At 54.4% G+C, this 15,739-nt stretch carries 12 protein-coding genes; all 12 read left to right on the forward strand.

Translation table 11 applies throughout. The features are described from left to right. The 12 genes from LGN17_RS05260 (at nt 1) to LGN17_RS05315 (ending at nt 15,652) form a co-directional block, all read left to right on the forward strand. Nucleotides 1-1,107 (forward strand): hypothetical protein, encoded by a 1,107-nt coding sequence (locus tag LGN17_RS05260; protein WP_226195424.1) that lies wholly within the window; start codon nt 1-3, stop codon nt 1,105-1,107. Further along, entirely contained in the window at nt 1,097-1,891 is a 795-nt protein-coding gene (locus LGN17_RS05265) for an ABC transporter permease (protein ID WP_226195425.1), read from the forward strand. Before LGN17_RS05260 ends, LGN17_RS05265 begins: the two co-directional genes overlap by 11 nt. A gap of 8 nt (nt 1,892-1,899) precedes the next feature. Then, nucleotides 1,900-2,553, forward strand: a complete 654-nt coding sequence (locus LGN17_RS05270; RefSeq protein ID WP_226195426.1) for an ABC transporter ATP-binding protein — start codon at nt 1,900-1,902, stop codon at nt 2,551-2,553. 100 nt (nt 2,554-2,653) lie between these two features. Continuing rightward, the gene (locus LGN17_RS05275; RefSeq protein WP_226195427.1) at nt 2,654-4,576 is read left to right on the forward strand and encodes a glycosyltransferase family 2 protein; all 1,923 of its coding nucleotides are present in this window, start codon (nt 2,654-2,656) and stop codon (nt 4,574-4,576) included. A gap of 389 nt (nt 4,577-4,965) precedes the next feature. Further along, nucleotides 4,966-6,036 (forward strand): NAD-dependent epimerase/dehydratase family protein, encoded by a 1,071-nt coding sequence (locus tag LGN17_RS05280; RefSeq protein ID WP_226195428.1) that lies wholly within the window; start codon nt 4,966-4,968, stop codon nt 6,034-6,036. A gap of 39 nt (nt 6,037-6,075) precedes the next feature. Next, complete coding sequence (locus LGN17_RS05285; RefSeq protein WP_226195429.1) at nt 6,076-6,975, forward strand: glycosyltransferase family 2 protein; 900 nt, start codon at nt 6,076-6,078, stop codon at nt 6,973-6,975. A gap of 387 nt (nt 6,976-7,362) precedes the next feature. Continuing rightward, nucleotides 7,363-8,421 (forward strand): dTDP-glucose 4,6-dehydratase, encoded by a 1,059-nt coding sequence (rfbB, locus tag LGN17_RS05290; protein WP_226195430.1) that lies wholly within the window; start codon nt 7,363-7,365, stop codon nt 8,419-8,421. A gap of 2 nt (nt 8,422-8,423) precedes the next feature. Then, on the forward strand, nt 8,424-9,314 hold the full coding sequence (gene rfbD / locus LGN17_RS05295) for a dTDP-4-dehydrorhamnose reductase (protein WP_226195431.1): 891 nt from the start codon (nt 8,424-8,426) through the stop codon (nt 9,312-9,314). Between the two features lie 18 nt (nt 9,315-9,332). Continuing rightward, nucleotides 9,333-10,217 (forward strand): glucose-1-phosphate thymidylyltransferase RfbA, encoded by an 885-nt coding sequence (rfbA, locus tag LGN17_RS05300; RefSeq protein ID WP_226195432.1) that lies wholly within the window; start codon nt 9,333-9,335, stop codon nt 10,215-10,217. After that, nucleotides 10,214-10,756: a dTDP-4-dehydrorhamnose 3,5-epimerase gene (gene rfbC / locus LGN17_RS05305; protein ID WP_226195433.1), complete on the forward strand. Its 543-nt coding sequence runs from the start codon at nt 10,214-10,216 to the stop codon at nt 10,754-10,756. The genes rfbA and rfbC overlap by 4 nt, the downstream gene beginning before the upstream one ends. Next, the gene (locus LGN17_RS05310) at nt 10,753-13,044 is read left to right on the forward strand and encodes a glycosyltransferase family 2 protein (protein ID WP_226195434.1); all 2,292 of its coding nucleotides are present in this window, start codon (nt 10,753-10,755) and stop codon (nt 13,042-13,044) included. Before rfbC ends, LGN17_RS05310 begins: the two co-directional genes overlap by 4 nt. Before the next feature lie 307 nt (nt 13,045-13,351). Then, entirely contained in the window at nt 13,352-15,652 is a 2,301-nt protein-coding gene (locus LGN17_RS05315) for a glycosyltransferase family 2 protein (protein ID WP_226195435.1), read from the forward strand. The last annotated feature ends 87 nt before the right edge of the window (nt 15,653-15,739 follow it).

Here is a 15,739-nt window from a genome sequence, read left to right on the forward strand (position 1 = left end):
ATGAAATTCCTGAAGCGCATTAATCGTTTATTTTTGATAACGGTTGTCATACCTACCGGCATTGCGATTATCTATTTCGGAATTATTGCTAGTGATGAGTATACGTCTGTCAGTAGCTTTTTGATTCGCAGCCCGCAACAGACTAATGCTTCCGGGTTGGGTGGTTTGTTGAAGGGCGTTGGTGGGTTTTCTCAGCCGGAAGGAAGTGCGTATACGGTTCAGAAGTACATTCTCTCTCGTGATGCAATGATGGTGTTGGATCGCGAGCAGAAAATAAAATCGAAGTTTCAGAGTTCTTCGATCGATTTAATTAATAGATTTTCTGCATTTGGTTTGAATGATAGCCTCGAAGAGTTTTATCTTTATTATGGTAAGAAAATCGTTGAGGCAAAGGTTGATACTGATTCGCCGATTGTGACGCTGAATACCAATGCGTATGATGCGCATCTTGCCTGGAGTATGAATAAGCGTCTGCTGGAGTTGGGTGAGCGGATCGTCAATCAAATGAATGCCCGAGCCAGGGCGGATCTGATTAATACTGCTCAGCATGATGTCGACGTTGCGAAAGAAAACGACCGTATCGCTACATTGGCATTGGCGCGTTATCGGAATAACGCGGGTGTTATCGACCCCGAACGCCAGTCCAACATTCCATTGCAGCAGGTTGGAAAGCTTCAGGACGATCTAATTGCCACCCGTGTGCAGATTGCCCAGATGGAGAGGTTGTCGCCGGCCAACCCGGGGCTGCCGACTCTGCGCGATCGCGCCAAGTTGCTGCAACAAGCGATCGATCAGGTGAGTCAGCACGTTGCCGGTTCTCCGGGCGGCTCGTTGGCCAGCAAGGCTGCAGAGTTTCAGCGCCTGACGCTGGAGAAGGACGTTGCCGACAAGATTCTTGCGGGCGCAATAACGTTGTTGGATCAGGCACGTGTCGAGGCCGAGCGTAAGCAACTCTACCTTGAGCGCATTGCTGAACCGAGTCTGCCTGACTATGCGATGAGCCCTCGCCGTGGGCGAGCCATCCTCGCTACTTTCCTGCTTGGTTTGATTTTGTGGGGCGTATTGACCATCGTTATCGGTGGAGTGAAAGAGCACTATGACCGCTGATTACCGTCCTCCGACGTTCCGGGAGCAATTGGGCATCCAGGTCAGGGTCGTCTGGGCGCTCATCATGCGCGAGATGATCACCCGCTTTGGTCGAGAGGGGCTTGGTGTATTGTGGATAATGGCCGAGCCGGCGATGTTTGTGGTCGGAGTGATGGTCATCTTCAGTAATACGGAAACGTCGGCCAAGTATCCGGTTGCGGAATACCTGGCGGTCAGTTATCCGACTCTACTGTTTTGGCGCAATGCGACGAATCGAGTGATCAAGGCGATCGACTTCAATCGTGCGTTGTTGCACTATAAACCGATTCTCCCGATGGATATACTGTACTCGCGAATTATTCTCGAGTTCGCGGGTGCCACGGCGTCGTTTCTTGTTTTATTTGTCGTATTGATTGTAATTGGTATCTGCCAGATTCCAGCTGATCCGCTTACGATGATATTGGGATATTTCCTGGTATTATGGTTTTCGTTTGATTTTGTTTTAATTATGGCTGCATTGTCTGAGCTGAGTGAGTCGATCGAGCGGATTTCACACGTAATTCTCTATCTGATGATGCCTGTGTCGGGGGTTTTTATACCTACGTACGTTTTGCCTCCGCGGCTAGCTGAGATGATGACGTATTTTCCGCTGATTGATGCGGTCGAGTATTTCCATCATGGATATTACGGAGACCGCATGCCCACGCTCTACTACATTGATTACACGGTGTTCGCGTTGTCATTTTTCACTTTGTTTGCACTTTCACTTGTTCATTACGCCATTCGGCGAGTGCAGCTAAACTGAGGTCGAATGTGATTGAGCTTCGGAATGTATGCAAGCGCTATCCGATTCATCACGGTCGATCGCACCGGGAGATACTCAAGGGTATCAACCTGCGCGTTCGGTCGGGGGAGCGATGGGGTATCCTCGGACGCAACGGTGCGGGGAAATCGACACTGATTCGCATTATTAGTGGCGCGGACCGTCCACATTCCGGCGAGGTCATCAAGACCATGTCGGTGTCTTGGCCCCTGGCATTCGGCGGCACCTTTCAAGGCAGTCTGACCGGCAAAGACAACGTGCGTCTGGTTTCTCGCGTATACAACATCGACTATCGCAAGGCTCTCAGGCTCGTCGAAGATTTTGCGGAACTTGGGCCCTATCTCGACGAACCGGTCAAATCATATTCTTCTGGTATGACATCGCGCCTGGCATTCGCGATCTCTATGTCGATTGAATTTGATTGCTTTTTGATCGACGAAGGGATGGCTGTCGGTGATCATCGTTTTTATCAGAAGTGTAATGTCGAGTTGTTCGAGAAGAGGGGTGACCGCGCCATGATCATTGTTGCGCACCAAACGGAACTGATTCGTAATCACTGCAGCCACGCCGCAGTCCTGGAGGGGGGCGTGCTCACGGTTTGCGATACGGTCGAAGATGCGATTCGAATTTACGAATCCCTTTGAGCCGTAAATGAAATGCCTGCCTTCAATTTCCGAGGCCCAATAAATATTACAAATAAGACGGTGAATGGGCGTTTAGTAAACTTAACTACTGTGAAAAATAATGTACACGCTTTGTGATTTCATCATAGAGAAAGCTGACGTGCTTCGCCAGGAAGTCGGTACGATTCTGGTTTCGCACGCTTTGACGGGGGAAGCGCGGCAACAGGCGCATGGTTTCACGGCATTGTCGCGAGATGGGCAAGGGCGCTCGTTTCAGAAAATACAGGATCTGGCACTCGACGGGAGTTCTGAACCCGATCGACGCATTTCGTCTAATCTGGCGGCGGTTGTCGGTGCCGATTTTGAGGCTTGGGGGGAACTACGAGTCCTGATGCAGCGGCTCGGTGCCGGCGAAAGCGGTAGCGTCGTTGTTCTGGTGCCGGCAGGACAGGATGCGATGTCTCAGGCCAGCCTTTCGCAGTTTGTCGCCGAATGCGCCATCCGAACGCAGGCATTTGGCTTCTCTGGCGAAGTCCGTATCGCCTCGCAGTGCGACGGAGCAGAACTTGGCGCGGTCGCTCTGAAGCGGTTGCGTCCTTCAACATCGCTCGGCAAGGTTCTTGAAAGTCTCTCGCCTGGCGACGATGGACGGGTTGCTGTTCTGTCGTTGGACGCTCGCGCGTCAGGTATGGGTCGCAGCACGCCGCGTGAACCATTGTTCACAGTCCTTACGCGCACCCAAGGCTCGCGCATGGAGACCTTGAGCGAGGTGTTCCTGTGTCTTTCCGCACAGACTGTCGATGATTTCGAGCACCTTGTCGTCGCGCACAACGCGGTACCCGAGGCGGTAAGCGAGATTCGTGGATTGATTGATAGTCAGTCGGCATCGATGCGCGAACGTATTCGATTCGAAGAAGTGATCGGCGGCACCCGGACTACACCGCTTAATGCAGGGTTCGGGATGGCGCGAGGCAAATATGTCATCATCCTGGACGACGATGATATCGTGTTTGCGAACTGGTTGGAAACGTTCCGAGCGATCGCACGTGAAATGCCGGGTGCGCTGCTGAGGGCGACTGCCGTGCGACAGGAGTTCACGTGGGCTTATGTTGAAGGCAAGCGAGCAGCCCGGGCGATCAGTGCAATGCACCGGGATTATGCATCGCAGTTCGATTATTTTGAACATCTGGAGGAGAGCCAGACGCCTCCGGTTTCAATTGCCTTTCCGCGCAACGTGTTTGCAAACTACGGCTTGCGCTTCGACGAAATGCTCACGACGACTGAGGACTGGGACTTCATCATGCGTTGCGCTTCGCGAGTCGGCGTGGGTAGTTCCGAAGAGATCACCTGTATATATCGGTGGTGGAGCGAAGCGGAGAGTTCCCGAACCTTGCATTCCAAGTCGGAATGGGTTGATAACCATACCCGTATCCAGGACAAGATTGACGCTGAGATCAATCTTATGGAAGCCGGTAGCATGCGCAAATTCCGCGAGATCTCGGAAAAGATGGACGAGTATCTGCGCTGGGCGAACAAGATGCATCACGACTTGATCGATCTTCAACTGGCTACGAATTCGAACGATGTCGAAGAAATCAAGCAGAAGATCGCGGCCATCTCCGATAACGTCCAGCATGAGATCGGGGTTATGTCGGGCGATAGTTCGCCCGAGGTGCTGTATTCGCCGCCGCAGCAAGATCTTTTGCCGCCACCGCGGGTGCCGTTCTGGAAAAAGGTGCTCTCGGGGTCCCGTGCGATGGCGCAGATGCGTGCCAGTCAGCGTCGCAAGATCATCGAGACCTCCGGTATTTTCGACGCAAACTGGTATCTCTCGACCTATCTTGATGTTGCCGAGCAAAAGGTGGATCCGCTCGCGCATTTTATTCAGTTCGGTAGTCGGGAGTTGCGTAGTCCATCGGCACAATTCAATGCGCGTAGTTATTACGTAGAAAACGCAGACGTACGTGATCAAAAGATCGAGCCGGTTTTTCACTTCCTGCTGTTCGGTAAGCGAGAGGGACGGCGTCATCAGGAGCACGTTTGAGGTAGGGTGTTCATGCTTATTTTTTATTGCGATATACCAACAACTGATTATCTAGGGGCTCGATGGATTTATGGTGTGAAAACACGCTTGCTACGACTCTTATCGATGATCGTCGTTGTGTGGAAATCGCAATGGACGTACAGGAAGTGGTGGACTTTGCGCGATAAAAACGTGAGCACGATCTAATTTTCTTTGGCGTACAGAAATGCTCGCCTCGATATCACCTTGTAACGGAAGATGAGGGGGCTGTTCGGGATCCGGATTTTGCGCTGCTGACTCGGATCTTTTTTGGCAACTATGCTCGAGTTTCGCAGGAAGAACTCCGGCGCAAATAAATGTACGGGCAGCGCGACATCCGTGCCCGCGTGTCATTGAAGGAGCAGGAGTACATGAAAGTATTGATTACGGGTGGTGCTGGTTTTATCGGCGCGGCGCTCGCACAGGAATTGGTGGAGCGGCATAATGCGCAGGTTGTCTCGGTAGACAACCTGCTTCCCCAGGTACATGAAGACGGCGTGCTCCTGAAGCGCTATCCGGCAACTGCGAAGCTTGTGCGCGGTGATGTGCGCAACGGGGAGCTTCTGGATTGCGTGCTGCATGATTTGCAGCCCGATTATGTCGTTCACTTTGCCGCGGAGACCGGGACCGCGCAGTCGATGACGCATTCCAGCCGTCACGCGAGTGTCAACGGTGTGGGCACGACTGAATTGCTGGATTCGCTTCGCCGCGTGCAGTGCCGCCCGCGGCGCATTTTGCTGTCATCTAGCCGCGCTATTTATGGCGAAGGGGCATGGCAGACGGAAGATGGCAATCTTTTCTATCCGGGTATCCGCAGCCGTGGCCAGCTTTCGTCGGGCAACTGGGATTTCTGCGGGGCGGACGGCAAGCCGGCTGTTGCGATGCTGCACAATGCTGCCACCGTGCTGCCAAATCCCACCAGCATTTACGGTGCGACGAAGCTGGTTCAGGAGCATTTGCTTAAGGCGTGGTGCGCGGCGAATGAGATTCCGTATCATATTCTGCGCTTTCAGAATGTCTATGGCATCGGTCAGTCGCCGTCAAATCCATATACGGGCATCATCAATATTTTTCATCGAATCGCTCGACGTAAGGAAGTTATTCCTGTTTACGAGGACGGTGAGATTGGCCGCGATTTTGTGTGGATCAGTGATGTTGTCGATGCTTGCCTTGCCGCGCTGCTTGACCAGAGCGCAGGCTGCGGAACTTACGACGTGGGGAGTGGCGAGGCAACGACCGTAGCGCAGGCCGCGGCCGTCGTTGCGGCGCTTCACGGTGCTCCGAGCCCTCGTGTCACGGGTCAGTTCCGCGAAGGGGATGTTCGTTGGGCTGTTGCCGACGTCAGTGCACTCAAGGCAGATCTTGGTGTGGTGCCGAAAGTCTCGTTCGAGGAGGGGGCTGCGCGTGTCGGAGAGTGGCTTTTCGACGGAACGCAAGCCTAAAGCTATCAGTCGTTGACAGCACAAACATCAGGTAATCCGATGACCCCGATCAAAATTCAAGTCCAAAGCATTCTTTTCAATAACGAACCTACGGATATCAAGCGTGCTCTTGAGGCGATCAATAGGGCAGCGCACATTCTCCGCGCCAAGCGTGATGTCGTCGTTGATGTTGCGTATGGTGACTGTTCTCCGGGGCAGGCTTGCCTGTCCCCGGACGACATCCGGCAGATGGGGGCTATGCTTACGTGCGGCGTCTTTCACTACACGTATTTCAATGCCAATCTCGGGTCGGCGGAAGGACATAACAGACTGGCAGCAGGCGTCAAGGATGGATACCTGCTTATCCAGAACCCCGATGTGATCGGTGAGCCTAGCTATCTGATCCATTTGCTCGAGGCTTTCGACGATCCTGATTGCGGAATGTCCGAAGCTCGCCAGTTGCCGATCGAGCACCCGAAGGACTACGACTCGAAGACAGGGAGCACGTCGTGGGCAACCACGGCTTGTGCGCTGATTCCGGTTGACCTTTTTGTCAGGGTTTCCGGGTTCGATTCGAAGGTGTTTTTCCTGTATTGCGATGATGTCGATTTTTCATGGCGCGTTCGTCTGGCGGATCACAAGGTCGTCTTTCAGCCAGCTGCGGTTGTTTTCCACGACAAACGTCTAAAGAAAGACGGATCATGGAATCCGTCGAATGCCGAGCGCTATTATTCGATCGAAGCGGCTTTGCTAATGGCGCACAAATATTCTCGTCCGCAACGAGTGGAGGAAATTCTCCAGATGTGCGACCATCTTTCGTCTGATGATGTATTTTCAAAGGCGGCAGCGCGTTTTCGCGAATTGCGGCAGGATGGCAAGTTGCCGCAAGAACTCGATCGAGAGCATCGCGTTTCCGAGTTTTACGGGGATGATTACGCTCGTCACCGATTTGTTATCTGACCGCGTTCAATATTCGACCGGGACCGATCGTAGGCACAGTCAGCTCGAAGTGTCGGTTGGTCCGTCCGGTGTCGTTTGGGCGACAAGCAGTGTTGCTCCGGAATAAGGATTTGTCGATCGATGATTGAACCAGTCGAGATGTCCGACAAGAAGCGGTCTGGTGTTTGGGATCGTGTCATTCGCGTATTTTTCGATCATCTTGACGCAAGGCGCAGTTCTCCGGGAAGTTGCGCTGCAGTATGCCCTGTACTGTCGAGGGCGGGGAGAGCGGCCAACGAGGTGGTTCAATGGCTTCGCGCGATGTATTCTCCGGATTTATTTTCGCAAGGTCCTGCACGCGCTTAGTTCGGGCTGCCGATAGTCTTAACCTTATAAAGGTAGTTGCAAATGTTGCTTATTACAGGTGGAGCTGGCTTCATCGGTGGAAACTTTGTTCTCGACTGGCTTACCGGCTCCGATGAACCTGTCGTCAACCTCGACAAACTGACTTATGCGGGGAATTTGGACACGCTGAAGTCGCTGGACGGTGATTCGCGACATCATTTTGTGCGCGGTGACATCGGCGATCGTGAGCTTGTTTCGAAGTTGCTCTCGGAATACCGGCCGCGTGCGGTGGTCAATTTCGCTGCAGAGTCGCACGTCGACCGATCAATTCACGGTCCGGGTGAATTCATTCAGACGAACGTCGTCGGTACGTTCAATCTTCTCGAATCGGTCCGTGCCTACTGGTCCGCCCTCGCTGAAGAAGAGCGCCGCTCATTTCGCTTCCTGCATGTCTCCACCGACGAAGTGTTCGGCACACTTGATGTTAATGATCCGCCGTTCGCCGAAACCAGCGCATACGAGCCGAACAGTCCGTATTCGGCGAGCAAGGCGGCATCGGATCATCTTGTACGCGCTTGGCACCATACGTATGGGTTGCCGGTGGTGACCACCAATTGCTCGAACAATTATGGTCCGTATCATTTTCCCGAGAAATTGATTCCACTGATCATCCTGAACGCGCTGGCCGGCAAGCCATTGCCGATCTATGGTGACGGTCGACAAATTCGTGATTGGCTCTATGTCAAGGATCACTGCTCGGCGATCCGAACCGTCCTGGCGAATGGCGTGCTTGGCGAGACCTATAACGTTGGTGGCTGGAACGAAAAACCGAACATCGAAGTCGTGCATACGATTTGCGCGATTCTCGATGAACTTCAGCCGCGTGGCGATGGCAAGTCGTATGTGGAGCAGATCAGCTTCGTTCAGGATCGGCCGGGCCATGACCGCCGTTATGCGATCGACGCTCGCAAGCTTGAACGCGAACTTGGTTGGAAGCCCGCTGAAACATTTGACACCGGTATCCGCAAGACAGTCGAGTGGTATCTGACGAATCAAGCCTGGGTGAAGAACGTCACGAGCGGCCAGTACCGTACGTGGATCGAACGCCACTACGGAGAGTGATGATGCGGCGCATCTTGATTACGGGTTCGAACGGGCAGGTTGGCTTCGAGTTGCGACGCGCGCTTGCGCCGCTGGGAGAAGTAATCGCGTTGACCCGACGCGATATGGATCTGGGTGATCCTGCGAACATTATTGCGGTGCTGGATCGTCATCAACCGGACCTGATCGTCAATCCTGCTGCTTACACGGCAGTGGACAAGGCCGAGAGCGAGCCGGAATTGGCCCGGGCTGTCAATGCGACAGCGCCTGGCGTGATGGCCAAATGGGGCGCGGTACGCAATGTGCCGATCGTCCACTACTCGACCGATTATGTATTTGAAGGTGCTGGTGAGACACCGTACCGCGAAGACTCACCCGTTAATCCGCAATCGGTTTACGGGGCGACCAAGTGTGACGGCGAAAAGGCGGTTCGGCAGGCCTTCGCGAAGCACCTGATTCTTCGAACGAGCTGGGTCGTGGGCGCGCATGGCGGCAATTTTCTCAAGACCATCCTGCGCCTCGCCCGGGAACGGGATCAGCTTCGCATCGTGGCAGATCAGACAGGTGCACCCACGTCGGCCGCTTTGATTGCGGATGTAACTGCACATGTCGTGGCACATTATTTTGCCGATCGCGAACACTTTGCGTTCGGCACATACCACCTCGCAGCATCCGGGGAAACGAACTGGTGCGAGTATGCGCGTTACGTCGTCGCGCTTGGGGAGGCGCGAGGAATTGACCTTAAGTTGCGCCCGGCCGATATTGCGCCTATCGCGACGCATGAGTACCCGCTTCCGGCAAAGCGGCCCATGAATTCCCGCCTCGATTGCAGAAAATTGATGTCGGCGTTCGGAATAATGCTCCCCGATTGGCGAAACGGTGTTGATTACGTCTTCGATCAACTGCATGACTGATACGGAAAAAGAACAAGCATGAAGCGCAAAGGCATTATTCTCGCAGGAGGTTCGGGTACCCGTCTCTATCCGGCGACGCGGGTAGTTAGCAAGCAATTGCTGCCGATTTACGACAAACCGATGATCTACTACCCGTTGAGCACATTGATGTTGGCGGGGATTCAGGACATTCTGATCATTTCGACGCCTCACGACACGCCACGCTTCGAGCAGTTGCTGGGCGATGGATCGCAGTGGGGGATCAGTCTCCAGTACAAGGTGCAGCCCAGCCCGGACGGGCTTGCACAGGCGTTCCTGCTGGGTGAGTCGTTCATCGATGGCGACCCTTCGGCACTCATTCTTGGCGATAACATCTTCTATGGCCATGATCTCGGTGGTCTGTTGAAAGGGGCGGCTGATAGTGCTTCGGGTGCACAGGTTTTCGCTTATCACGTACAGGATCCGGAGCGATATGGCGTTGTCGAGTTCGACTCAACAGGTAAAGCGATCAGTATTGAAGAGAAGCCCGAGGTTCCGAAATCGCATTACGCGGTGACCGGGCTTTATTTCTACGACGAGCAGGTAGTGGATTTTGCGAAATCGCTGAAACCGTCGTTGCGCGGAGAGTTGGAGATCACCGATCTCAACGCGCTGTACCTGAAGGATGGCTTGCTCAACGTGCAGACCATGGGGCGAGGTTTTGCGTGGCTGGATACCGGCACGCACGATTCGATGCTGGAGGCCTCGCACTTCATCGCCACGATGGAGCACCGGCAAGGGTTGAAGATCGCTTGCGTTGAAGAGATTGCATATCGCTTCGGTTATATCGACGACGAACAACTCGAACGTCTCGCGCAACCGCTCAGCAAAAACGGCTACGGTCTGTACCTGCAGAACATTCTCAAAGAAGGAAAAGCTCGGTGAACGTAATAGCGACTACCATTCCCGACGTAAAGATTTTCGAACCGAAAGTATTCGGCGATACGCGTGGGTTCTTCTTCGAGAGTTTCAACTATCGAGTGTTCGAAGAGGCGGTTGGGCATTCTGTCGAGTTCGTGCAGGACAATCACTCGAAATCCGCGAAGAACGTCGTTCGCGGCTTGCACTACCAAATCGATCACGCACAGGGAAAACTGGTTCGCGTAGTCGCCGGCGAAGTGTTTGACGTCGCGGTCGACATTCGTCGCGCGTCGCCGACGTTCGGACAGTGGGTCGGTGTTGTGCTGTCTGCGGAGAACAAGCGCCAGCTGTGGATTCCGGAAGGTTTTGCGCACGGCTTTGTTGTTATGTCCGACGCGGCGGAGTTTTTGTATAAGACTACCGACTATTGGTATCCGGACGCCGAACGAGCGATCCGTTGGGACGACCCGACGCTCGCGATCGAGTGGCCCATTTCAGGCGAGGCGTTGGTGTCCGGCAAGGATGGAGCGGCACCTGTATTCAAGGATGCCGAGTACTTTTGAGTCGCTTCCTGCGCAAGTCCATGTTTGACTTCAATGCCCTGCGCCTGACATGGGGGATGCCTTTCCTGGTCAATCTGCCCAATGCCTCTCACCAGTCGGTAGATCGACCGGGATCACGGGTGTATCTGGTCGACGTCCAGTTGTTGCCGGGTTGGTACATGATCGAGCTTCGCGTGAGCGGCCATGCAGCGCAGATGCGAGCTCGGTTGCGGTTGCGGTTGCGAGGCGATGCATCGCATGCCCCACTCGCGATGGGCCTAAGCGCGCGGCAGGTGAGCAAGCGGCTTGTCCATTTCCCGGTGCGCGGCAAGATCGAAATCGAGATTGATTGCGACGATCAGTCGGTTGATCGAATCGAAGCCTTCCGCCTTGTCAGGGTCACGACACGATTTGCGCACTCGCGCATCATGGCCAAGCTCGGTGCGCTGCACCCCAGGTACAAACCATGCGGTGATGATTACGACCTGCCTGAGGTCGGCCACGGTCGCGTGGACATGGTGCAAGCATGGCGTGATTACTGCTGTCTGTTCGACGAGTCGGAACCCCTGGTCGGATACACGGACTGGGTCCGTCACTTCGATACGCCGAGCCTTGACACGTGTCGCGTGATGCGGGACAACCTGCGCTACTTCACTGGCGGCCCGCTGTTCGCGATCGGCATGGAGGTGTCGGGTGCAGCGTCGCCTCACTGGGAAACGGCAATCCGCTCGATCGCCGCGCAGATTTACCCGCACTGGCAACTTCTGATCGTCGATCGGCGTTCCGACTCGGATTGCACTGCACTGATTCCCCGGGACCTGAGTGCCGATACGCGTATCCGCGTCATTTTGGACCGCTCTCCAGCCGAAGCGCATTCAGCGGTTGATCAAGCGCTTGCCGAAAGCGGTCGTTGGGTCATGTTCATCGGACAGCATGATGTGCTTCCTCGACATGGCCTCTACGTCGTGGCCGACGCGATCACCCGGCATCCCGATGTCGACCTGATTTACGCGGATGAAGACAGTATCGACATCGATGGCGTTCGTCATAGCCCGCGCTTCAAGAGCGATTGGAGCGAGGATCTGATGCTCTCGTCGGATCTGTTTACCGGTCTCGGTGCTTATCGGTCGGAAGTTTTCACGTCATCCGGTGGGCGGGACCATCGCCATGGGGCTGCGTCGCGCTACGACATGACGCTTCGCTGTCTCACGCATACCAGTCGCGACAGGATCCTGCATATTCCGCGTGTTCTCTATCACGTACGTGCCCTAACCGAAGCTATTCAAGATCCGGATGCGCAACCCGATGCGCGCGATGCGGGCCGGATGGCGGTCGTACGCCACCTGTCGCGGGCGGGCATTCGAGCGCCGGTCTCGACCACTGAGCATGGCCGCCATATACGGTATCCGTTGCCGGAACGGGCTCCGCTGGTCTCGCTCGTCATTCCGACGCGTAACGGGTTTGCGCTGCTCAGTCGTTGCGTCGATTCGATTATCGAAAAGACCCGCTATCGCGCCTTCGAAATCATTATTGTCGACAATGGGTCCGACGATCCGGAAACGCTCGACTACATGGAGCGGCTTTCGGTCGATCACGGCGTATGCATCCTTCAAGACGATCGTCCGTTCAATTACTCCGCGCTCAACAACCGCGCGGTCGAATTGGCGCGGGGCGAGTTCGTCGCACTCGTCAACAACGACGTGGAAATCATCGATGGCGACTGGCTCGACGAAGTGATGGGGCACGCGCTGCGTCCGGAGGTTGGCGTCGTCGGAGTCAAATTGCTGTTTTCGAACGGAACCGTTCAGCATGCAGGTGTCATCGTCGGGCTCAGCGGCTGCGCCGATCACCTGCATCGCGGGCTGGGGCGCGACGAGCCGGGCTACCTGGCGCGCGCGGTCACCACGCAGTCCTTGTCTGCCGTAACCGGTGCATGCCTCGTCGTCAGGCGATCCCTGTATCGTCAACTGGGTGGATTGAATGAACGTGATCTCGCCGTCGCATTCAACGACGTTGATTTCTGCCTTCGCGTCCGGCAAGCGGGTTATACGGTGGTCTGGACGCCACACGCCGTGTTGTATCACCACGAATCCGCCACGCGCGGCTGCGACGATACCGAGGAGAAGATGGCCCGGGCTACACGAGAGATCGAGTACATGCGTGACCACTGGCATGACCTGATCGCGAATGATCCGGCTTATAACCCGAACCTGTCCCTCGATCGATTCGATTGCCAGCTCGCTTGGCCGCCGCGTGTCGCGTCTCTCAGGCGTCTCGCGCTTGATGCGCCCGGAGCGTCGACATCTTGAGGGCTCGAGTGCAGATCACTGGTAAGCGACTGGTCCAATGCTTGGCCTGAGCTGATTCAACTGAACGTCGGCCGCTCCTGCAAGCATGGGACATGGAACGATTGCATGACGAGGCGTGTACGCTAGCGAATGGCGCGTCCAGGCGCGCCGTGGCTCCGCTGTTCGGGGCAGCGCGCCCCGAGTCTTTACCCGCGCCTGTTTGGGTGGGTCGTCTTGCGCCTTCGTAAAAAATTTCTCTGTGGGGTGGGCCGGTTTCTCGTGTTGGCTTGTCGTGCCGTCGATCCGGATTCATCCATTTTCGATCCATATGAAAGATTTTCTCCTGTCGATAGTTCGTCGAACCATTCGATTCAAGGTCATTCCGGTCAGGGATCTGGTTTTGTCGGGGGAGGCGTTGGCTGACTGGACGTCGGTGGGAGACGATCCAGTTTTTGACCTTGAGCCGGAGGGCGAGGGTAAGTCCGTTCCACTCGGCTGGGTCTATGTCGAGTCCAGGATGATTCGACGTGGCGCGCACCTGGTGGCTCGGCTTTACGTCGATACCGGCTCGGGCTTTTCAGATGCGGAAGCCTTTGTCATTCCCGCGGCCCGCTCGGGAAATATCAAGCAGATCATCAGGATTCCGCGTAATACACGTCGTTTGCGTCTGTCGCCAATGCGGGGTGAGGGTGCAGTCAGGCTGGAATATCTGCGGATAACAGAAATATCGTGCGTGGAGAGAATTGTCAGAATGGTCGAATGGACCGTTGGGGACATTATAAAATTCAAGAATACTGATCGCGCGAAAAAATACAATATAACGTGGAGGCGTCTGTTGATTGACCTGAAGGGAGCGTATGCCGATTGCGCAAAACTGCGCTTCCATTCCGCTCCGCTGGGTTACAGAGTGTACGTGGAAAAATTCGATACGCTTCGTCCATCCGATATAGACTCGATTCGGCGGCACATGGATTCATTTGTGCGGCGACCGTTGATTTCCATTCTGGTTCCGGTGTGCGGGACGTCCGTTCGATATCTGGAGTCGACCGTCCAGTCGGTCTTGGCGCAGATTTATGAGAACTGGGAGCTGTGTATCGCTGCAGATGACGTCGCGGCATCAGAAGTTGCTTCATATTTGAGATCTGTTTCGGAAAAAGATGATCGGATAAAGGTCGTCTTTCTGAATTCGCGTGGTTATGTGTCGGCTGCGGCGAATGGTGCTCTGGAGCTGGCGACTGGGGAATTTTCTACGATTGTTGGTCAGAATGACGTTCTTTCGCCTCATTCGCTTTACCTCATTGCCTTGCAGGTCAATGAGGTCGATGATCTGAATATCATATATTCAGATAACGACGAAATCGATGATTTCGGAATTCGCGATAACGCTTTCTTCAAGAGCTCATGGAATCCGGATTTGTTCTTTTCTCACGACATGATTTCTCGCTCGGCTGTCTATAGAACGTCGCTCGTGCGCGAGACAGGTGGGTTCCGGGTCGAGTATGAGGGCGGGCACGATTGTGATCTGACGCTCAGGTGCGTGAAAGAAAGCATGCCGTCTCAGATTCGCCACATTCCTTGCGTGCTCTACCATTTGCGTCGACGCGGTGAATCCGGCTTGGCCGGTTTGGGTGTGGAAAAAGATGCGAGTAACGCAAGAGAAAGGGCGCTTTCCGAATTTTTCAAAGATCGGCCTGGGGTGCGTGTTTCGCGGGGCGAACTGGCTGGAACCTATCGGGTGCGATATCCGATACCCACTCATACGCCTAAGGTCTCTATCATCATACCGACCCGGGACGGTGGTCTGCTTCTGAAAAAATGCATCCACAGCATATTCGATGGAACTGTCTATGAGAATCTGGAAATCGTTGTCGTAGATAATCAGAGCTCGGATCGGGAGACAGTCGATTTTCTGAAATCGTTGTCGCAGAGAGGCAACGTCACTATATTACGATATGACTTTCCTTTTAATTATTCGTCGATCAATAATTTTGCAGAAAAGCATGCATCCGGTGATGTGTTGTGCTTCCTCAACGATGATGTGGAGGCAATCGAGCGGGATTGGCTGAGGGAGATGGTTTCGCACGCGCTACGTCCGGATATTGGTGCCGTAGGGGCAAAGCTTCTGTACGCCGACGGGTTCGTCCAACATGCAGGCGTCGTGATGGGGATCGGCGGTTTCGCAAGCCACGCGCACCGGCTATATCCATCAACGCACCCGGGATATGCAGGAAGAGCGGCACTTGTACAAAATTTTTCGGCGGTCACGGGAGCATGCATGGTCATGCGTCGGGAGGTATTTCGTGCGGTCGGCGGCTTTGATGAAGAAAATCTTCCGGTTGCATTTAACGACGTGGATTTGTGCCTCCGTGTACGAGAGGCAGGCTACAGGATAGTGTGGACACCATACGCAGTCCTGCATCACTTCGAATCCTACAGCAGAGGGGACGATCAAATGTCCGCTGAGAAGCGTGCCAGGTTCAATAGGGAAAAGAGTTTCATGCTTGCCCGGTGGAATACCGACCAATTGAATGATCCGTATTACAATCAGAATTTGACGCTCGATAGAGAGGATTTTGCTATTGCCGATTTTCCTAGAATGTATGTTCCATGGCGTGAAAGATTGGTATGAATCGTTTAACTCTGTCGCGCTCTCTGTTTAGGGGCGGTTTCATGGATTGTGAAGTTATTTTTGGGTTACGCTACTCTGTGACCTCTC

This window comes from Burkholderia sp. AU30280 (assembly GCF_020420125.1).
In the GTDB taxonomy this organism is placed as follows: domain Bacteria; phylum Pseudomonadota; class Gammaproteobacteria; order Burkholderiales; family Burkholderiaceae; genus Burkholderia.